The following is an 18,988-nucleotide window of genomic DNA, read 5'->3' as shown; positions in this document are numbered from 1 at the left end:
GGCCAAAGGCCGCCACTGCAGCTTTCCCCCCTCAGCCGCCGCCGCAGGCGGCGACTGTATCCCTACCCCCTCTGGCCCTCCTTGAGGGGGCCTATTTCATTGATGAGGTGAAAAACATGGCTATCCATCCGCTGATTGAACAGGACCGGGACTACCTGGTCAACATCCGCCGCCACTTTCACAGCTACCCGGAGCTGAGCATGAAGGAATTTCAAACCGCCGCCAGAATTGAGGAGGAGCTCCAGGCTGTGGGCATCTCCACCCGGCGGGTAGGTGATACCGGGGTGCTGGGCATTATCCAGGGCAAAAAAGGGCCCGGCAAGCGGATTGTCCTCCGGGCGGACACCGACGCACTGCCTATTCAGGACGAGAAAACCGTCTCCTACTCCTCCCGGTGCCCCGGCGTGATGCACGCCTGCGGCCACGACGCCCACACGGCCTCCCTTCTGGGGGCCGCCCGGGCGCTGAAACGGCTGGAGAAGGACATTTCCGGGGAAATCGACCTGGTCTTCCAGCCCGGGGAGGAGTACGGCGCGGGGGCTGTCCTCTTTCTTCGGGACGGGGTGCTGGAAGGGGCGGACCGCTCCTTTGGCATCCATGTGCAGTCCAACCTGCCTGTGGGCCAGGTGGCCATGAATCCGGGAGCGGAAAACGCCTCGGTGGACCACTTTACCATCCGGGTTTTGGGTAAAAGCGCCCATGTCTCCACCCCGGAGCTGGGTGCGGATGCCCTTTACGCCGCCGCCCAGATAGTAACCGCCCTCCAGGGCCTGGTGGGCCGGCTGAAAAGCCCCACCGATCCCGCCCTGATTGGGGTAGGGGTGCTCCGGTCCGGGGAGGGCTACAACATTGTGGCCAAAGAGGCGGTTATTGAGGGCACTGTCCGCTGCTTCTCTGAGGACACCCGGGCTATGCTCAACGGGAAAATTGCCAGCACTGCCCGCAGCATCGCCGCTTTGTACAACACATCTGTGGAGGTGGACAACGAGTCCTTCACCCGGGCCCTTATCAACCACGCCGGGGTGTATGAGGAGACTGTGCCCATCATTGAAAAGGTGGTGGGCACAGGGAATCTGGTGCCCAAGGCCCTCTCCCTGGGGGGAGACGACATGGCGGAGATTATCGCCGCCGTCCCTGGCGTGTACGCCTTTGTGGGCAGCGGCAGTGACACTGTCCCCGGCTCCCGCCTGGCCCACCACACCCCCGGTTTTGACGTGGATGAGAGGGCCCTCCCCATTGCCGCCAGCCTCTATGTGGAATTTGCCCTGGCCCAGCTTTGAAAACGGGGGAGTGTCCCAATCGCAGATTAAAGCGCAGGGGCGGCCATAGGCCGCCCCTGCAGACAGCGTCAATTTGGTGATTGCTGTAACATGCGCGGCAGGGTGCTCACAAAATGCGGTTCCCTCTTGACAGAGTGGGCCGCACTGTTTATAATGATTAAACATACTAACATAGTATGAAAATATGAAAGGATTGCTGACTGCTATGATTTACGCAGATAACGCGGCCACGACCAAAATGAGCCGCACCGCTGTTGACGCCATGCTCCCCTTTATGGAAGAGGTCTTCGGCAACCCCTCCAGCCTGTACGCTGCGGGGCAGAGGGCGGCGGAGGCCCTCCAGAGCGCCCGAGAGCGGGTGGCCGCCTGTATCGGCGCCTCTCCAAAGGAGATTACCTTTACCTCCGGAGGCAGTGAGGCGGACAACCAGGCCATCCTCTCCGCCGCCCAAATGGGGGCACGGCAGGGGAAAACCCATATCGTCTCCACCGCCTTTGAGCACCATGCCGTTCTCCATACTCTGAAAAAGCTGGAGGGCCAGGGCTTTGAAGTGGAGTTGCTCCCCGTGGGTCCTCTGGGCACCGTCACATCCCGGCAGGTGGAACAGGCCATCCGCCCCAACACCTGCCTGGTTACCGTCATGTACGCCAACAATGAAATCGGCTCCGTCCTGCCCGTTGGGGAGATCGGGGCAGTGTGCCGGGAAAAGCGGGTACTCTTCCACACCGACGCTGTTCAGGCGGCGGGCCATCTGCCCATTGATACGGCGGGGCAGAGCATCGACCTGTTGTCTCTGTCCGCCCATAAATTCCACGGGCCCAAGGGGGTGGGCGCCCTGTATGTCCGCCAGGGGGTCCCCCTGGCCAGCCTCATTGAGGGCGGAGCCCAGGAGCGGGGCAAGCGGGCCGGGACGGAAAATGTCCCCGGCATCATGGGCATGGCGGCTGCCCTGGAGGAGGCCTGCGCCCACATGGAGGAGAACACCCTCAGGGTGTCCGCCCTCCGGGACCGGCTGATTGAGGGCCTTTGCAACATTCCGCACTGCGCCCTCAACGGCGACCCGGTCAACCGCCTGCCAGGCAATGTAAACTTCTGCTTTGAGGGTATTGAGGGGGAGAGTCTGCTCCTTCTGCTGGACGACAGGGGCATCTGCGCCTCCTCCGGCTCCGCCTGCACCTCCGGGGCTCTGGACCCCAGCCATGTCCTGCTGGCCATTGGACGGCCCCACGAGGTGGCCCACGGCTCCCTGCGCCTGTCCCTGTGTGAAACCAACACCGATCAGGACGTGGACGCTATCCTGAAGGCTGTACCGGAGATTGTGGACTACCTGAGAGGCATGTCCCCCCTGTGGAAGGACAAAATCAGCGGCAAAAAGGCCTTTGTGCTTTGAGAAAGGAGAACAAATATGGCACTATACAGTGAAATGGTGATGGACCACTTTCTCCATCCCCGCAACGTGGGCGTGATCGAGGACGCGGACGGCGTCGGCGAGGTGGGCAACGCCGTCTGCGGTGACATTATGAAAATTTATTTGAAAATCCGGGATAACGTGGTCACTGATGTGAAATTCGAGACCTTCGGCTGTGGTTCAGCCATTGCCTCCAGCTCTATGGCCACCGAGCTTATCAAGGGGAAACCCCTGGATGATGTGCTGAAGCTGACCAACCAGGCGGTCGTCCAGGCACTGGACGGCCTGCCCGCCCACAAGCTGCACTGTTCCGTCCTGGCCGAGGAGGCCATCCAGGCCGCAGTGAAGGACTACTGCGATAAAAACGGCCTGCCTTACAACGGCGGACGTTAGGCTGCAAAAATCCGCCTGTTCCCTTGTGGAAATTGCTCCTGTGTGATAAAATGTAGTCCATTCCATTTCAAAGGAGCAGTAATTTATGTGGTTAGGCGTTGACTACTACCCCGAGCAGTGGGACCCCGCCCTGATGGATGCCGATATGGACACCATCCGGGAGATGGGGGGAAATGTGATACGGATTGCGGAGTTCTCCTGGCACCTGATGGAAAGGACGGAGGGCAATTACGATTTCTCCTTCTTTGACAGGGTGATTGCCAAGGCCGGGGAGAAGGGGCTGCACGTCATTATGGGCACGCCCACCGCCACCATCCCCGCCTGGCTGGCCAAAAAGCACCCGGATATACTCTCCCAGCTGGAGAACGGGCAGAGGCGGGCCTTTGGCGGCCGCCATGTCTGCTGCTACAACAGTCCGGAGCTGTATGCCTACTCCGAAAAAATCGTCCGGGCTCTGGTAGGCCACTACAAAGGGGAAAAGCAGATTGCCGCCTGGCAGATCGACAATGAGCTCGGCCACGAGGGTAGCGACCTGTGCTGGTGCCCTCAGTGCCGGCGGGCGTTTCAGGACTTTCTGCGGGAAAAATTCAACGGGGACATAGACAAGCTCAACCACACCTACGGCACCACCTTCTGGTCCCAGGAGTACAACGATTTTGATGAGATCCCCTTGCCCGCTGAGACTGTCGCCGCTCACAACCCGGCCCTCCGGCTGGACTGGGAGCGATTCCGCAGCCACAGTATTGTCCGGTACATGGAATTTCAGGCCCGCCTCATTCGGGAGACAGACCCGGAGGCGGTGATTATCCACGATTTTCCCGGCGGCGGGCTGGACAAGCATGTGGACTACTCCCAGGCGGCCAAATGTCTGGATATCGCCGCCTATAACAACTACCCCGTCTGGGGCGGCCAGAACGAACCTGTCCCGCCCCACGAAATCGCCTTTGGCCTGGACTACATCCGGGGGCTGAAAGGGCAGAACTTCTGGATCACCGAGGCCATTATGGGCGCCCAGGGCCACGATGTTACCGGCTTTCTCCCCCGGCCCAACCAGGCTAAAATGTGGTCCTGCCAGGGGATGGCCCACGGCTGTACCGCCATGCTGTACTTCCGCTACCGGGGGGCAGTCAAGGGGGCGGAGCAGTTCTGCTACGGCGTAATCGATGCGGATAATGTGAAGGGCCGCAAATTCCGGGAGGTACAGAGCTTCTTTCAGGATATCAGCCGGTATGAGCGGGCCCTGTCCGCTCCCATCCCCAGCGAGGTGGCCATTGTCTATGACTACGACTGCCTGGCCTCCTTCCGCATCCAAAGGCAGAGTATCCTGCTGGACTGCCAGAACGAGATGAAAAAGCTGTATAAGCCGTTTTACGATGGAAATGTCCCTGTGGATGTGATTCCGGCCCAGGCGGATATTTCCCAATACAAGGTGGTCCTTCTGCCCCAGATGATCATTGCCCGGGAGTCCTTTCAGGAGCGGGTGAAGGATTTTGTCCGCCGGGGCGGGACGCTGGTGCTGACCTACCGCAGCGCGGTGAAGGACACGGACAACAACCTGCCCTTTGGACAGCGGGTACCCGTGGGCTTTGGGGAGCTGGCTGGGGTGTGGGTTGAGGAGACGGAGAGCCTGCATGAGCTGAACGCCTTCCCGGTTATTGGTGAAAACGGCTTTGAGGGGGAAACTGGCTCAGGCGGTATTTTCCGGGATATGCTGAAGGTCCGGGACGCCCAGGTCCTCTACCGCTATGGCGACCCGTTTTACATAGACTACGCCGCCGTGACCCGGAGGCGACAGGGCGAGGGCACAGTCTACTACCTGGGCTGCGCTCTGGATGAGAAGACCACCGCCCGGATTATGAGGGCTGTCCTGGCCGAAAACCAAATTGACACCATCCCCTCTGACAGCGGCGTGGAGGTGGCCGTCCGGGGGAGCGGCGGGCAAAAGGTCAGGATTCTGATGAACCACAACGCTGTCCCGGCCTCGGCCCTGGGAGTAACCCTGCCCCCCTTCGGATATGTGATCGAGCCGGTCTGAGATGCCGTCTGGGCGTTTTGACTATGTGCAGATTCCATATTTTTGCGAAATATAGCCTTTGAAATATGTGCAAATTTGTCATAAAATGATACTATATCCGTAGAAGGAGGAATTTGCACCATGAAAAGGATTCGAGCGGCGTGTTTAGAGCAGACCATCCACTTCCTGCTGAAGGACGGCACTCCCTCTGAGGCCGACAAGCAACAGCTCAGAAAGGAATTTGAGGCCTACAAAACACAGCTGGAGCGCAACAAAACCCCATACAAGATTATGGAGGAGTGCGAGCAGCCAGACGGTTCCCTTATCATCAAGATCAAGCGGCAGAATAACTCCCAGCCTGTGGGGGATTATCTGCTTTGAGCGCTCCCATGTATAGGGCCGGTACCCTCATCCTGTACGAACGCAGAGGGGTATATGAGATTGAGAGCATAGGGGAGCCGCCCTCCTCGGTGGAGGGCGGCGGGCTGTATTACAAGCTTCGCTCCCCATTCTCCACCAGCAACGAAATCATCTATACCCCGGTGGATACCACCGCCTTTATGCGTCCGCTGATTGACAAAGCTCAGGCGGCCCAGTATCTGGAGCTGTGCTCACAGCTTGAGTCCTGCCCCTTCAGCTCACGAAAGACAATGGATCTTGCCGCGCATTATCGCGGTATGCTGGCCTCCTGTAAGCTGGAGGACTGCCTGCTCCTTATTAAGGAGATTTACGCCAAGCAGAGGGAGCTGGCCAGCCACAGCAAAAAGCTGGGACAGGTGGATCAGCAATATTTAAAGCTTGCGGAGCGGCTGGTATGCGAGGAGTTTTCCGCCGTGCTGCATACCACTCCGGAGCTGGTCAAAAAGCAGCTGTACGCGGCCATGAGACGCAAGACGGCTGTTTCAAAGGAATCGGCCGCACAAAAGGCAGCGCTTTAACCTATAGCAATCATCAGGTTTTCTGCCATAAGCAGGGGCGGCCTTTGGCCGCCCCTGCTGCTTGCCCCAAAAGCCTCCCTCTTTGAGGGAGGTGGCACGGCGAAGCCGTGACGGAGAGAGTTTGTACGGGAAAAGGATATAAAATACTCCCTCAGTCACCGCCTGCAGCGGCGACAGCTCCCTCAGAGAGGGAGCCTCAGAGTCTGTTTAAAAACTTTAGACAAGAGGGGGAGAGAAGTAGATAATAAGGGAAAAACAGGCGGGAGATGAGGATAGGATGCATCAATATCCAAGCGATATCAGCCGGGAAGAATATGATTTGATTCGAGAGGATTTGGAAGGAGCACGAAAAAGAACGCGTCCAAGACAGTACGATTTGTACGATGTGTTTTGTGCAGTGCTGTATGTGGTGCAGGGTGGAATACAATGGCGAATGCTGCCCAGCGATTATCCCGAATGGCAGAGCGTGTACTATTATTTCCGGGTATGGGCCGAAAAAGATGCGACAGGCGTCAGTGTTCTTGACAGGGTTCTGCACAAATTGGTAAAGCAGATACGGAACGAGGACCTGCGGCAGGATAAGACCACTTTTGGAATTGTTGATGCGCAAAGTGTGCAGAATGCTGACACAGCGGAAGAAAAAGGGTATGACGCGGGAAAAAAGTATGTGGAATCAAACGCCATGTTGCCGTAGATACGATGGTGCTGCCCCATGCCATAGCCGTAACAACCGCTGATGTGACTGACCGGGATGGAGCCGTTCAGATGATCCTTTCTAACCGGGACAATCTTTCCTGTGTAAAGAAGTTTCTGGTAGATGGGGGATACTCCGGCGCACGCTTTGCCAATCAGGTCAAGGAGATTTGCGGCGCGCAGGTCGAAGTTGTAAAGCGCGGCGAATTACACAAGTTTGTTGTGCTGCCGCGTCGTTGGGTGGTAGAGCGTCTTTTCGGCTGGCTCGACAAATTCCGCAGGCTTTGGAAAAATTGTGAACGCAAACTTCTTACCGCTGCCTAGATCCTTACTTTTGCTCTCATTGCCATCCTTATTAGAAGTTTTCAAACAGGCTATTAGGATTTTTGAGGCGGTCAGCGGTGGGCCGCTGGGAGGTATGAAAAGACAGGGGGCCGGGTTTCGGCCTCCTGTCTTTTCGGTTTTAGGGTTCGGCTATAGGTGGGTGGGGTGCTTCCTTATCTGTACCCACCTTGTCTGCGGGCCTGTTTTTATGGAATTGCGACGGTCTCCCCTATTTCTGGAATGCTCACTGGAATGGTCTGGCAGCGGGCCAGCACCCCTTCCACCATACTCCACAGCCCCTCCGGGTCGTTGTTCCGGGCGGGCATGTGGAGGAGTATCAGGTGACAGGGGGCCATACCCTCCACAATGCGCCAGGCGGCGGGGGTGGCCGCGTAGGCGAAGGGGGCCAGGACCACATCCGGACTCAGCGGACTGCCCTTCCACTGGGTGGGGGCGGCGTCCCCCAGGAAGAGACAGCGCCGGGAGCCCTCCACCAGAAGGCTGACGTGCTCCAGCTCCCGGTAGGCCGCCCCAATGTGGCGGGAGGGAATGGGCATCACCGTGACACAGCCCGCTGCCGCCGCTTCCCCCACCGTCACCGGCCAGGGGGACAGAGCCCCGGCTACCCCGCCGGTACCCAGCACCGGAGTCCCACCCCAGGCGTAGAGGCATTCCTTCATTGCCGATGGGTCCAGGTGGTCCGGATGGGCGTGGGTAAAGGCGGCCAGACTGACAGGCCGTTGAATCAGCGTGTTCAGCACCGCCGGCGGGGTGGGCAGATAGGGTCCCTCCGCCCCGCACACCCCGTCCAGAAGGATCAGTCTTCCGTCCAGCTCCAGCAGGCCGCCGGCATTGGCCGTCCGGGTGAATTTACACACCCGCCTTGGCCTTTCTCAGCTGCTCGGCGTCGGTAAAGCTCTGGCCGGGCACATAGCCGGGCAGGGGCACAATCTTCTCATGGATGGCGTCGATAATCCAGGAGGGCTGGGGGAAGAAGTAGTGGTCAAACTCGTAGGGCGGAGTGATCCAGTTCTTGGCCCCCACCACCACAGGGGGAGCGTCCAGGTCGTCGAAGCACAGCTCAGTGATATTCCGGGCCACGTCGTCCAGGAAGGAGCCCCGGGCGCAGGCGTCGCTCACCAGCACCACCCGGCCGGTCTTCTTCACGCTCTCGATAATTTTGGTGTAGTCCAGGGGAACCAGAGAGTGGAGGTTGATGATCTCGGCCTCCATGCCATACTTCTCCTTCAGCTCTTTGGCCGCTTCCACGGCCCGGTAGAGCACTGCGCCGATGGTGAGGATGGTCACATCCTTGCCGGTCTGGATGACGTTTACGTCGCCGAAGGGGATCTCATACCGTCCGGCGGGGACGCCGCCCTCGTGGAACTGCTCGCCCATGTCGTAGATGCGCTGGCTCTCGAAGAAAATCACCGGGTCGGTGCCGTTGAGGGCGGTCTCCATCAGGCCCTTGGCCTCCCAGGGGGTGGCGGGGAAGCACACCTTCAGGCCGGGGATGTGGGCACACAGGGCGGTCCAGTCCTGGCTGTGCTGGGCGCCGTACTTGGAGCCCACCGACACCCGGACCACCACAGGCATCTTCAAAATGCCAGCGGACATGGACTGCCACTTGGACAGCTGGTTGAAGATTTCGTCGCCGGCGCAGCCGATAAAGTCGGCGTACATCAGCTCCACCACGGCCCGGCCGCCGCACATGCCGTAGCCCACGGCGGTGCCCACAATGGCGGCCTCAGAGATGGGGGAGTTGAACAGACGGCTGTGGGGGATGGCATCGGCCATGCCACGGTAGATGGCAAAGGCGCCACCCCAGTCCCGGACGTCCTCTCCGTAGGAGATCATGGTGGGGTCCTCGTAGAACTTGTCCAGCAGCACCTCGCTGATGCCGTCCCGCAGGTTGAACAGCTTCATCTTGCTCACCGGCTTGCCGTCCTTGGTAAAGGGAGCACGCTCCTTGCCCTGGATCTTCTGCCACAGGGGGCACTCCTCCTTGGGGGTAAGGGCGTCGGGTGTGCGCTGGGTGTCAAAAGAGGGCACCTTCAAGTTGGAGTACATCAGCCGCTCCACATAGGCGGGGTCGTTGTCAAAGTCGGCGTAGGGGGAAACTGCGGGATCGGCGGCGTGGCGGCAAATCATGGTCATGCGCTCCACCGTCTCGGCCATAATCTCCTCAAACCGGCTGTCGGGGGCCACACCGGCCTCCACCAGACTCTGGCGGTAGGTGACAATGGGGTCAACAGCCCGCCAGGCCTCGATCTCCTCCTTGGTGCGGTATGCATTCTGGTCGGAGGTGGAGTGGCCGGACAGACGGTAGGTGATGGTGTCCAGCAGGACGGGGCCCTTGCCGGCCCGGAGCAGCTCCAGCTTGCGCTCCATGGCGTCGATCACAGCCAGGGGGTTGTAGCCGTCCACCCGCTCGGCGTGGAGCTGGGTGGGGGACACGCCGGAGCCCATGCGGGCCAGCATGTCGTAGGCCATGGTCTCGCCCCGGGTCTGGCCGCCCATACCGTAGGAGTTGTTGAAGATATTGTACAGGATGGGCATGCCCTGGTCCCGACCCTTTTCCCAGAGGGTGTGGAACTGGTCCATGCAGGCAAAGTTCATAGCCTCCCACACGGGGCCCCGGCCCAGAGAGCCGTCGCCAATGTTGCACACCACAATGCCGGGCTTCTCGTTGCACTTTTTGAACAGAGCCGCGCCGGTGGCAATGGTGGCGGAGCCGCCCACAATGGCGTTGTTGGGGTAGACGCCGAAGGGCAGGAAAAAGGCGTGCATGGAGCCGCCCATGCCGTGGTGGAAGCCGTTCTCACGGGCAAAGACCTCAGCCAGAGCGCCGTAGACCACAAAGCGGATTGCCAGCTCCTTGGTGTCCTTCACGCTGCCCAGCTTCTCCACCGCCCGCAGGGTGCTGCCGCCCAGAAAGCTCTCCATCACGTCCATCAGTTCCTGGTCGGTGAGCTTCTCAATGCAGCTCAGGCTCTTGGCCAGGATCTCGCTGTGGCTGCGGTGGCTGCCGAAGTTGAAGTCGTTGCGGTCCAGCAGGTAGGACTGTCCCACAGCGGCGGCCTCCTGGCCCAGGGACAGATGGGCGGGGCCGGGGTAGGTGGTCTCAATGCCGTTGTACACCCCCTGGGTCTTGATCTGGTTGAGCATGGACTCAAACTCCCGCAGGATGGTAATGTCCCTCCAGATACGCACCAGGTCGTCGTCGCTGAACTTCTTGCGCTCGTCCTGAACGGTCTTGCTGTAAGCGTTGACGGGGATGTCCTCAAAGGTGATCTTCCCCGGGGCCCGGGTGGCGGCGGGGTCCACAAAAATGCTCTTGGGCATGGTGAAACTTCCTCCTTATATTTAAATCTTGAACATGGCTTCCCGGATGATCTCGCCCACGGTGGGGTGGGGGAATACAAGCTTTTTCAGCCGCTGGGGGGGCAGCTCGGTGTCCACCATCATGGCGGCGGTCATAATAATCTCAGAGGCGTAGCTGCCCACCATGTGGCAGCCGATAAGGCAGTTTTTCCTGGTGTCCACCACCAGCTTGATAAAGCCCTTTCCGTTTTCATTCTCGGCCACATAGCGGCCGGAGTAGAGCATAGGCAGCTCCACCTCCTTCACCTCCAGGCCCTTGGCCCTGGCGCTGTCGGCGGTCTCACCTACGCTGGCCACCTCGGGGTCGGTGTAGATGACGGAGGGAATCACGTTGTAGCGCATCTCGTCCTTCACGCCCAGCATGTGGTTGACGGCCACCTCGGCCTCCCGGTAGGCGGTGTGGGCCAGCATCAGCTTGCCGTTGCAGTCGCCCACGGCGTACACGCCGGCCACGTTGGTACACAGGTGCTTGTCGGTGACGATAGCGGCCCGGTCCATCTCCAGGCCCAGCTTCTCCAGCCCCAGCCCCTGAGTGAAGGGCCGGCGCCCAGCGGACAGCAGCACCAGGTCGCACTTGACCTCCTTCTTCTCCCCGGCCTCCTCGTAGAGGACGGAGTTCTTTGTCACCTCCAGCACCTTGCAGGAGAGCTTAAACTCCATCCCACGCCTGCCGTATTCGTCCATAAGTACCTTGCAGATGGCAGGGTCGGTGGGGCCGGCGATCTTGGGCATCATCTCAATGACGGTGACATGGACCCCCACGCTGGCAAAGTAGCAGGCCATCTCCAGACCAATGACGCCGCCGCCAATGACCACCAGCTCACGGGGCAGCTCCTTCCGGTCCAGCACCTCCCGGTTGGTCACCACAAAACCGCTGGCAATACCCTCCTTCAGTCCGGCGACGGGGGGGACCACCGTCTCAGAGCCAGAGGCAACGACCAGCCGCTTGGCGGTGTACATCTCCTCCCCCGCTTTGACGGCAAAGCCGCCCTCAACCCGGCCCTCAATGGCCGCAGCCTTGTCAATAACGGTGACTTTGCAGCTCTTCATGGTGCCCTTTACCCCGGACACCAGGGTTTTTACCACTTTATCCTTCCGCTCCACCACCTTGGCGTGGTCCAGAGTGACCTTTTCAGCGGTCACGCCGAAGGCGGCGCTCTCGGTAGCGTGGCGGTAGAGCTTGGCGGAGTTGAGCAGGGTCTTGGTGGGGACGCAGCCCTCGTTGAGGCAGGTGCCACCCAGGGAGCGGGCCTCAAACAGGGCAGTCTTCATGCCGCCCTGGGCGGCCCGCTCGGCACACAGATAGCCGCCGGGGCCGCCGCCAATGACAATAAGATCAAACAGTTCCATAGTTCAGCCTCCTTATTTCGCCAGCAGTACAGTGAACTGCTCCAGCTGCCTGCACAGCTCCTGCACAAAGCGGGAGGCAGGCGCGCCGTCAATGGCCCGGTGGTCGTAGGTGAGGGACAGGGCCATGGCGGGATAGAGCTTGATGGAGCCGTCGGCGGCCAGCCTGGGCCGCTGTACGGTGGTACACACCCCCAGAATACCAGTCTGGGGCGGGTTGATGACAGGGGTAAAGCTCTCCACGCCGAAGCCGCCCAGGTTGGACACGGTGAAGCTGGCCCCGGTGAGCTTGTCGGGACTGATGGCCCCGTCTCTGGCCTCGGCGGCCAGCACCTTCAGCTCCTTGGAAATCTGGAGGAGGCTCTTCTCGTCGGCGTGCATAATGGTGGGGACAATCAACCCCCGGGGGGTGTCCACAGCCACGCCCAGATTCACATGGTTAAACTTCCGGATGCTGGTGTCGTCCAGCATATGGGCGTTCAGGTCGGGATAGGCGGGCAGAACGCGGGAGACGGCGTACAAAATCAGATCGCCAATGGTGATCCCGGCACACTCGCCGCCCGACTCCTTGAGCATCTTCCGGTAGGCCAGGATGGCGGAGGCGTCGAAGGAGAAGTTGTGAGTCAGCTGGGCCATAGAGGTCAGGGAGTTGTGCATAGACTTGCTGATGGCCCGGCGGATGCCGCTGAACTTCACATCCTCATACTCAGGACCGGCATCCACGGCGGCGGGGGCGGATGCCGCAGGGGCGGCGGACTGTGCGGCGGCGGGGACGCCCTCAGCCATCAGTCTGCGCACATCCCGCTCAATGACACGGCCGTTGGGGCCGGTGGGGGTGGCCAGGGAGCCGTCCACTCCGGCCCGCTCGGCCAAGTTCCGGGCCCGGGGGGAAATTTTTCCTGCGCCCCCTGGGGCGGCAGAGACCTCAACCGCCTGAACAGCCGCAGCAGCGGCGGCGGGAGCCTCCTCCGCCGCCGGGGCGGGTTCGGAGGCGGGAGCAGCTCCGTCGGGGCGCAGGGAGGACACATCCTCCCCTTTGGCGCCAATGGCGCACACATTCACCAGGCAGGGGACCTCCTCGCCGTCACCGAAGAAGATCTCCAGCAGTTCACCGGCGGCGGTGGACTCGCACTCAAAGGCGGCCTTGTCCGTCTCGTAGGTGAACAGAATGTCCCCCTCGGCAACCTGGTCGCCCACCTTCTTCTCCCACTTTCCAATGATACAGGACTCCACTGTGATACCCGCCTTGGGCATCAGGACTGCGTTTGCCATGACCATTCCTCCTAATTTTTCATTTTATATGGAAATGTTAAGATTGCGCCTGTTCACTGCGGCAATAGAGCTTGACATTGCTGTCCTTCAGCCGCTTTTTCCACTCCTCCGAGGGCTCCCGGTCGGTGATAATCCGGTCAATCTCCTCCAGCCGGCCCATGGACACAAAGCCGGCGCGGTCAAACTTCCGGTGGTCAGCCAGCAGAACGGCGTGGTCGGAGGCCGCCATCATGGCCCGCTTCACCTGGACCACATCATCTGAGGAGTCGGCAATGCCCAGTTGGGTGTTCACCCCCCGGGCGGACAGGATAGCGTACCGCACATGGTAGCTCTGGATGGTACTCAGGGCCTTGGGCCCCACCAGCGCCATGATGTCCGGCTTGAGCTGTCCCCCGGTGGAGATGATGTGCCAGGAGTCCTGGCCGCTCACCTCCTGCAAAATGTTCAGGGAATTGGTAATCAGGGTCACCTCTTTCAGGTGCCGCACCGCCCGGATAGCGAACAGAGCGGTGGAGCTCTCGTCCACCATCAACGAATCGCCGTTCTGGACCATCCCGGCCAGCAGCCGGGCAATGGCCACCTTGCCCTCTACATTGGTGTTCTTCCGGGTGGCATAGGGGGGCGGGGCCTGATCGTTGTGCTTGAGAACGGCACCCCCATAGGTGCGCACGGCGATTCCCTCCTGCTCCAGCCACTCCAGATCCCGGCGAATGGTCTCCTCCGACACGCCAAACTCGGCGCTCAGCTCGCCCACTACCACCCGGGAGGTGGCCCGAACCCGGTCTACAATCACCTGTCGGCGCTCCGCCAGCAGCATCAGCCTCGCCTCCTTCCCTGTCTCCCGGTTTTTTACTGTTCAATCATACCACAAACCCACAAATTCGTCAACAGAAATCCCACATGATCTCAAATATTCTTTGTGATTTTGTGGTTTTTTGTGTAGAAAGCTATTGACAAGTGCCACATAAATCCACTATACTGGTCAAAAAGACGGGGCAGACACACAGCCCGCCCAAAAAAGTGAGGTTTTTTCTATGAGCTGGTCCTTTATTGACGTCCAAAGCACCGATCCCGCCTTCAATCTGGCCCTGGAGCAGTACGCCTTCGACTCCCTGCCCCGGGACCGGAACTGGTTTATGCTCTGGCGCAACCACAACACTATCGTCGTAGGCCGCCACCAGAACACACTGGCGGAGATCAACGAGGCGGCGGTCAGAGAGAAGGGGGTCACCGTGGTCCGCCGCCTGTCTGGCGGGGGAGCGGTGTACCACGATTTGGGCAACCTGAATTTTACCTTTATTCAGGATGCCGCCCAGGGCGGCCAGCTGGACATGGGCCTGTTCTGCCGTCCGGTGGCCCAGGCCCTCCAGGCCATGGGGGTAGATGCTCAGGTCAACGGCCGCAACGACATTACCATCGACGGCCAAAAATTTTCCGGCAACTCCCAATATCTCCGGGAGGGCCGGGTAATGCACCACGGCACCATTATGTATGACTCCAACCTGGACACGGTGGCCCAGGTCCTGCGGGCCGACCCGGAGAAGATACAGGCCAAGGGGGTGCGCTCCGTCCGTTCCCGGGTGACCACGGTTCGAGCCCATATGCCCCGCCCCGTCCCCCTGGAGGAGTTTAAGGCTCTGCTTTTGAAAGAAATTTCCAGAGAGCGGCCCATGGATCCCTACCGGCTCACTGAGGCGGATATCTCCGCTGTGGAGGCCATCAAAAAAGCCCGCTACGACCGCTGGGAGTGGAACTACGGCGTCTCCCCTCCCTGCGATTTGCTGCGCAAGCGGCGCGTGGAGGGCTGCGGCACTGTGGAGGCCCACCTCCACCTGGAGGCGGGGCAAATCGCCGCCATCTCCTTCTATGGTGACTTCTTCTCCGCAGTGGAGCCCGAGGAACTGGCCCGGCATCTTCAGGGCTGTCCCCTGCGGGAGAAGGACCTGCGGGAACGGCTGACTGGCACAGACATCTCACAGTATCTGGCCGGACTGACCGCGGAGGGACTGATTGGTATTTTGCTGGAGCAGTAAAGGAAGACCTGGAGCAAACCGCTCCAGGTCTTCTTTCACATGAGGGAATATTCGCCAGGGGTCAGCGGCGCTCCTCCACGGGATCTCGGTCGCGGAACAACAGGGAGACGCACCATACGGCGGACAGACCCACCAGGGTATAGATCACCCGGCTGATCATGCTGCCGGACCCGCCGCAGGCAAAGGCCACCAGGTCAAACTGGAACAGGCCCACGCTGCCCCAGTTCAGGCCGCCGATAATCAGCAGTGTCAGGGCGATTTTGTCCATCATCACGTCAAACCACCTCCTTGTTTCGGGTTCCAGGGGGTAGTTTATCCGATTTTTACCCTTTTATGTAATTGGAAAAATTTATTTCAGCGACTTGGGCCCAAATCCGCAGGGCAGCAGGCTGGACAGGGGAACCTCACGAAATGTTCCGTCCCCTCTCGCGGCCAGCACCCGCAGATTGGGGGCAAATTCGTAGAGCATCTGGCGGCACGCGCCGCAGGGCCAGCAGAAGTCCTCCCCCTGGCCCGCAATGGCGATTGCCGTCCAGCCTTCGCGGCAGCCCTCGCTTACCGCCTTTACAATGGCGGTGCGCTCGGCGCAGATGGTGGAGCCGTAGGCGGCGTTTTCCACGTTGCAGCCGGTGAATACCCGGCCCTCCTCGCTCAGCAGCGCCGCTCCAACGGGAAAATGAGAGTAGGGCACATAGGAAAATTGATGCATCTCAAAGGCTTTTTTTACCAGCTCCTGGTCAGTCATCGCTCTTACCTCCTTTTATCTGATCCTCCACAAAAAGCTTGCGTATTATGTCCGTTTCTATTATAATACCTTTGACATATTCACGCAAGGACGGGATTGCATATGGACATAAAATTTGCGATTTTTGATATGGACGGTACTCTGGTGGACTCCATGGGCTACTGGAACCGGCTGGCCGACGAGTATCTGGCCCGCCACGGTATTCCCCCGCTGTCCCCGGAGTTGAAGGAGGAATCCATCGCCCTGACCATGCAGGGCACCGGTGAGCTGTTCATCCGGGAATTCGGACTGCCCGGCACTGCTGACGACATCGCCCGGGAGGTCAACGCTCTGATGGAGGAGCATTACCGCACTGACGTCTCTCTGAAACCAGGGGCGGCCGCCCTTCTGGAGCGGATGAGGGCGGCGGGATTTAAAATGTGTGTGGCCTCCTCCACCGCTCCAGCGCTGCTGGACATCTGCCTGCGCCGGCTGGGTGTGCGGGACTATTTTCAGTTCCTGCTGTCCTGCGAGGAGGTGGGGGTGGGCAAAAACCACCCCGACGTATATCTGGAGGCCGACCGGCGGCTGGGCGGCACGCCGGAGAACACCGTCATTTTTGAGGACATCCTGGTGGCCGCCCAGACCGCCAAGAAGGCCGGTTTTTCCCTGGGCGTCATCTACGACGTCAACTCCCACACCGAACAGCCCCAGCTCAAAACCCTGGCCGACTGCTATGTCACCCGCTGGGACGACCCGGCCCTGCCGAAGTGGCTGGGAGTGTGACGTTAAGGCCCCCTTCGCAAAGGGGGCTGTCAGCGAAGCTGACTGGGGGGTTCTCCTAACGACACGCATCTGTCCCTTTAGAGGAAAACCCTCCGTCACGGCTTCGTCGTGCCACCTCCCTTTGCGAAGGGAGGTTTTTTACGCTAACTCAAAAGCCTTCCCTTTTACAATGAAGGGAAGGCTTTTTATGTCTCCGTCAGCCTTGCCCGCAGTCCAGAATAGCGGCGGGTCTGGCGGTTGTTGTTTACCATCCTTGCGGCGGCGGCTGGGTCGCCCACCAGAATGAACAGTTCCCGGGCCCGGGTGACGGCGGTGTACAGCACCCCCCGGGTCATCAGAAAGGGGGCGCCCTCCAGGGCAGCCAGAATTACCGCCCGGTATTCGCTGCCCTGGGCCTTATGTACCGTCACAGCAAAGGCGGGCTCCAGCTCTCCCAGCATGTCGGGGGCGTACTCCACCACCTTGCCGTCAAAATCCACGGTGATGACCTCCTTCTCAATGGAGCGGATGACGCCGATATCCCCGTTGAACATGCCCATCCCGGCGTCGGCGCCCCCCTCCTCACGCCAAAGGATGTCGTAGTTGTTACGCACCTGCATCACCCGGTCCCCCGCCCGGAAGACCCAGTCGCCAAAGCGGCGTTCCCCCTTGCTCTCCAGGGGAGGATTCAGGGCCGCCTGGAGGACCTGGTTCAGGGCTTTGGTGCCCGTCCCCCGGCGGCGGGTGGGGGACAGGACCTGGATCTGGTCAGAGGGAATGCCCAGCCGCTCAGGAAGACGGCGGCGGCACAGGTCCACAATGGTGTCCAGCACCGCCTCCGGGTCCCGCCGGGCCAGACAGAAGAAGTCCCCCTCGTTGCGCCGCAGGTCGGGTACCTGGCCTTGGTTAATCAGGTGGGCATTGCGGATGATGGCGCTCTGCGCCGCCTGGCGGAAGATTTCCGTCAGCCGGACGGTGGGGACCACTCCGCTGCGGATCAGGTCGGCGAAGAGGGCCCCCGGCCCCACTGAGGGCAGCTGGTCCGGGTCACCCACCAACACTAGGCGGCAATCCCCCTCCAGGGCGTCCAGCAGAGCGGCCATCAGGGGCACGTCCACCATAGAGGTCTCATCCACAATGACAGCCTCCGCCTTTAAGGGGGCGTAGGAATTTTTGGTGAACACCAGCTTACCCGAGTGGGGGTCGAAGCCGGTCTCCAGCAGGCGGTGGATGGTGGAGGCGTCGGTATTGCACAGCTCCCCCAGCCGCTTGGCAGCCCTGCCGGTGGGGGCGGCCAGGGCGGTGTCCAGCCCCATCATCTCGAACAGGGCCAGCACCCCCCTCAGACAGGTGGTCTTTCCCGTGCCCGGTCCGCCGGTAAGCAGCATCACCTGCCGTCCTGCCGCCAGCTCCACCGCATGGCGCTGCTGGGGGGCATAGGAGATGTGCTGTTCCCGCTCAATGCGGCCAATCAGCTTGTCCAGCCCCTCCGGAGGCAGCAGCTCTGCCTGGCTCATCTCTGTAATCCGCCGGGCGATAAAGGTTTCGGCGTCGTACAGGGCGGGGAGATACACCGCCTCCTGTCCCGCCACCTGCTCACACTCCGCCTCTCCCCGGCGGATCAGGGCGGTCAGGCTGTCCTCCAGCATGGGACCGGGGGCCTCCAGCAGTATGCCGGTGGCCTCCACCAGCTTGCGTCGGGGAAGAAAGGTATGTCCGTTGTTCAAATTGTGGGCCAGCTCAAAGAGCAGCCCTGCCTCCAGCCGCAGGGGGTCCTCCGGACCCACCCCCAAAGAGAGGGCCAGCCTGTCCGCCTGAGAGAACTCCACTTCAAACTCCTCCCCTGCCAGCAGGTAGGGGTTGGCCTTAATTACCTCCAGGGCTACGTCGCCGTAGGCCCGGCGGAGGAGGGCAGCCAGCTCCAGGGGCAGCTGGTGCTCTCCCAAAAATTCCATCAGCCGCCGGGTACCCATCTGCTGGTGAAAGACATCACCGATCTGCCGGGCCCGCTTTTTGGTAATCCCCTTGATTTTGGTCAGCTGTTCCGGGTCCTCCTCAATAACAGTGAGGGCATCCTCCCCAAACTCCTCAATGATAAGCCGGGCGGTGGTCTTGCCCACCCCCTTCACCGCTCCAGAGGACAGATAGTGGAAAATCTCCTTCAGTCCCTGGGGCAGGCGGCGCTCCACAACCTCGGCCTTGAGCTGAGGACCGTAGGTGGGGTGCCGGGTCCAGCGGCCCCGGATGGACAGATACTCCCCCGGCGCCACCCCGGCCATGGGCCCCACCACCGTGACCTCCTCCCCCCGGATATCCAGCCTGAGGATAGTATAACCGTTTTCCTCATTTTGAAAAATAACAGCGGAGACGGTCCCCTCCAGCAGTTCCAGATCTTGCTCCGACATAAGGTACC

The 18,988-nt window shown here is 60.6% G+C and carries 17 protein-coding genes; 9 read left to right on the top strand and 8 right to left on the bottom strand.

The window, feature by feature from the left end:
- Nucleotides 1-116: 116 nt before the first annotated feature.
- The 7 genes from NFS22_RS10185 (at nucleotide 117) to NFS22_RS10155 (ending at nucleotide 7,050) form a co-directional block, all read left to right on the top strand.
- Nucleotides 117-1,280 carry a M20 metallopeptidase family protein gene (locus NFS22_RS10185; protein ID WP_251317666.1) on the top strand — a complete coding sequence of 388 codons (1,164 nt, stop codon included), beginning with the start codon at nucleotides 117-119 and terminating at the stop codon, nucleotides 1,278-1,280.
- Between the two features lie 205 nt (nucleotides 1,281-1,485).
- Nucleotides 1,486-2,670, top strand: coding sequence for a cysteine desulfurase NifS (gene nifS / locus NFS22_RS10180; protein WP_251317665.1), 1,185 nt, complete (start codon nucleotides 1,486-1,488; stop codon nucleotides 2,668-2,670).
- A gap of 15 nt (nucleotides 2,671-2,685) precedes the next feature.
- Nucleotides 2,686-3,081 (top strand): Fe-S cluster assembly scaffold protein NifU, encoded by a 396-nt coding sequence (gene nifU / locus NFS22_RS10175; RefSeq protein ID WP_251317664.1) that lies wholly within the window; start codon nucleotides 2,686-2,688, stop codon nucleotides 3,079-3,081.
- 85 nt (nucleotides 3,082-3,166) lie between these two features.
- Nucleotides 3,167-5,116, top strand: a complete 1,950-nt coding sequence (locus NFS22_RS10170) for a beta-galactosidase (protein WP_251317663.1) — start codon at nucleotides 3,167-3,169, stop codon at nucleotides 5,114-5,116.
- Nucleotides 5,117-5,236: 120 nt separating this feature from the next.
- The gene (locus NFS22_RS10165; protein WP_251317662.1) at nucleotides 5,237-5,476 is read left to right on the top strand and encodes a hypothetical protein; all 240 of its coding nucleotides are present in this window, start codon (nucleotides 5,237-5,239) and stop codon (nucleotides 5,474-5,476) included.
- Nucleotides 5,473-6,033: a hypothetical protein gene (locus tag NFS22_RS10160; RefSeq protein WP_251317661.1), complete on the top strand. Its 561-nt coding sequence runs from the start codon at nucleotides 5,473-5,475 to the stop codon at nucleotides 6,031-6,033. Before NFS22_RS10165 ends, NFS22_RS10160 begins: the two co-directional genes overlap by 4 nt.
- A 277-nt stretch (nucleotides 6,034-6,310) precedes the next feature.
- Nucleotides 6,311-7,050 (top strand): IS5 family transposase gene (locus tag NFS22_RS10155; RefSeq protein WP_251317660.1). Its coding sequence is split into 2 segments (ribosomal slippage): nucleotides 6,311-6,686 and nucleotides 6,686-7,050, totalling 741 coding nucleotides; the frame shifts between segments, so codons are not numbered across the junction.
- A 206-nt stretch (nucleotides 7,051-7,256) separates the two neighbouring features.
- On the opposite strand, the gene NFS22_RS10150 is transcribed toward NFS22_RS10155, so the two are convergent.
- From NFS22_RS10150 to NFS22_RS10130, 5 genes are read right to left on the bottom strand one after another with little or no spacing between them, the layout of a single operon-like run.
- On the bottom strand, nucleotides 7,257-7,928 hold the full coding sequence (locus NFS22_RS10150; RefSeq protein ID WP_251317659.1) for an MBL fold metallo-hydrolase: 672 nt from the start codon (nucleotides 7,926-7,928) through the stop codon (nucleotides 7,257-7,259).
- A complete protein-coding gene (locus tag NFS22_RS10145) occupies nucleotides 7,921-10,395 on the bottom strand; it encodes an alpha-ketoacid dehydrogenase subunit alpha/beta (protein ID WP_251317658.1) in 2,475 nt (824 codons plus the stop codon). The genes NFS22_RS10150 and NFS22_RS10145 overlap by 8 nt, the downstream gene beginning before the upstream one ends.
- A gap of 21 nt (nucleotides 10,396-10,416) precedes the next feature.
- Nucleotides 10,417-11,784, bottom strand: a complete 1,368-nt coding sequence (gene lpdA / locus NFS22_RS10140) for a dihydrolipoyl dehydrogenase (protein ID WP_251317657.1) — start codon at nucleotides 11,782-11,784, stop codon at nucleotides 10,417-10,419.
- A gap of 12 nt (nucleotides 11,785-11,796) precedes the next feature.
- Complete coding sequence (locus NFS22_RS10135; protein WP_251317656.1) at nucleotides 11,797-13,053, bottom strand: dihydrolipoamide acetyltransferase family protein; 1,257 nt, start codon at nucleotides 13,051-13,053, stop codon at nucleotides 11,797-11,799.
- Between the two features lie 37 nt (nucleotides 13,054-13,090).
- The gene (locus NFS22_RS10130; RefSeq protein ID WP_251317655.1) at nucleotides 13,091-13,870 is read right to left on the bottom strand and encodes a DeoR/GlpR family DNA-binding transcription regulator; all 780 of its coding nucleotides are present in this window, start codon (nucleotides 13,868-13,870) and stop codon (nucleotides 13,091-13,093) included.
- 217 nt (nucleotides 13,871-14,087) lie between these two features.
- On the opposite strand from NFS22_RS10130, the gene NFS22_RS10125 reads away from it, so the two are divergent.
- Complete coding sequence (locus NFS22_RS10125; protein ID WP_251317654.1) at nucleotides 14,088-15,086, top strand: lipoate--protein ligase; 999 nt, start codon at nucleotides 14,088-14,090, stop codon at nucleotides 15,084-15,086.
- Between the two features lie 61 nt (nucleotides 15,087-15,147).
- Here the strand turns inward: NFS22_RS10125 and NFS22_RS10120 are convergent, their stop codons facing one another.
- Both NFS22_RS10120 and cdd read right to left on the bottom strand, forming a co-directional pair.
- A complete protein-coding gene (locus tag NFS22_RS10120; RefSeq protein ID WP_035103403.1) occupies nucleotides 15,148-15,357 on the bottom strand; it encodes a DUF378 domain-containing protein in 210 nt (69 codons plus the stop codon).
- A gap of 78 nt (nucleotides 15,358-15,435) precedes the next feature.
- The gene (cdd, locus tag NFS22_RS10115; RefSeq protein ID WP_251317653.1) at nucleotides 15,436-15,831 is read right to left on the bottom strand and encodes a cytidine deaminase; all 396 of its coding nucleotides are present in this window, start codon (nucleotides 15,829-15,831) and stop codon (nucleotides 15,436-15,438) included.
- 102 nt (nucleotides 15,832-15,933) lie between these two features.
- On the opposite strand from cdd, the gene NFS22_RS10110 reads away from it, so the two are divergent.
- Complete coding sequence (locus tag NFS22_RS10110; protein ID WP_251317652.1) at nucleotides 15,934-16,596, top strand: HAD family hydrolase; 663 nt, start codon at nucleotides 15,934-15,936, stop codon at nucleotides 16,594-16,596.
- A 185-nt stretch (nucleotides 16,597-16,781) separates the two neighbouring features.
- On the opposite strand, the gene recD2 is transcribed toward NFS22_RS10110, so the two are convergent.
- Entirely contained in the window at nucleotides 16,782-18,980 is a 2,199-nt protein-coding gene (gene recD2, locus NFS22_RS10105; protein ID WP_251317651.1) for an SF1B family DNA helicase RecD2, read from the bottom strand.
- Between the last annotated feature and the right edge of the window lie 8 nt (nucleotides 18,981-18,988).

Source organism: Flintibacter muris, from assembly GCF_943192995.1.
Lineage (GTDB): Bacteria > Bacillota > Clostridia > Oscillospirales > Oscillospiraceae > Lawsonibacter > Lawsonibacter muris.
This window is presented reverse-complemented; position numbering and strand designations above follow the sequence as displayed.

Bases quoted from the DNA above. Each gene is read 5' to 3' on its own strand.
- NFS22_RS10145 (WP_251317658.1), bottom strand. From the start codon at position 10,395: ATGCCCAAGAGCATTTTTGTGGACCCCGCCGCCACCCGGGCCCCGGGG.
- cdd (WP_251317653.1), bottom strand. From the start codon at position 15,831: ATGACTGACCAGGAGCTGGTAAAAAAAGCCTTTGAGATGCATCAATTT.
- nifU (WP_251317664.1), top strand. From the start codon at position 2,686: ATGGCACTATACAGTGAAATGGTGATGGACCACTTTCTCCATCCCCGC.
- NFS22_RS10120 (WP_035103403.1), bottom strand. From the start codon at position 15,357: ATGATGGACAAAATCGCCCTGACACTGCTGATTATCGGCGGCCTGAAC.
- recD2 (WP_251317651.1), bottom strand. From the start codon at position 18,980: ATGTCGGAGCAAGATCTGGAACTGCTGGAGGGGACCGTCTCCGCTGTT.
- NFS22_RS10165 (WP_251317662.1), top strand. From the start codon at position 5,237: ATGAAAAGGATTCGAGCGGCGTGTTTAGAGCAGACCATCCACTTCCTG.
- NFS22_RS10125 (WP_251317654.1), top strand. From the start codon at position 14,088: ATGAGCTGGTCCTTTATTGACGTCCAAAGCACCGATCCCGCCTTCAAT.
- NFS22_RS10170 (WP_251317663.1), top strand. From the start codon at position 3,167: ATGTGGTTAGGCGTTGACTACTACCCCGAGCAGTGGGACCCCGCCCTG.
- NFS22_RS10185 (WP_251317666.1), top strand. From the start codon at position 117: ATGGCTATCCATCCGCTGATTGAACAGGACCGGGACTACCTGGTCAAC.
- NFS22_RS10110 (WP_251317652.1), top strand. From the start codon at position 15,934: ATGGACATAAAATTTGCGATTTTTGATATGGACGGTACTCTGGTGGAC.
- NFS22_RS10130 (WP_251317655.1), bottom strand. From the start codon at position 13,870: ATGCTGCTGGCGGAGCGCCGACAGGTGATTGTAGACCGGGTTCGGGCC.
- lpdA (WP_251317657.1), bottom strand. From the start codon at position 11,784: ATGGAACTGTTTGATCTTATTGTCATTGGCGGCGGCCCCGGCGGCTAT.
- NFS22_RS10135 (WP_251317656.1), bottom strand. From the start codon at position 13,053: ATGGCAAACGCAGTCCTGATGCCCAAGGCGGGTATCACAGTGGAGTCC.
- nifS (WP_251317665.1), top strand. From the start codon at position 1,486: ATGATTTACGCAGATAACGCGGCCACGACCAAAATGAGCCGCACCGCT.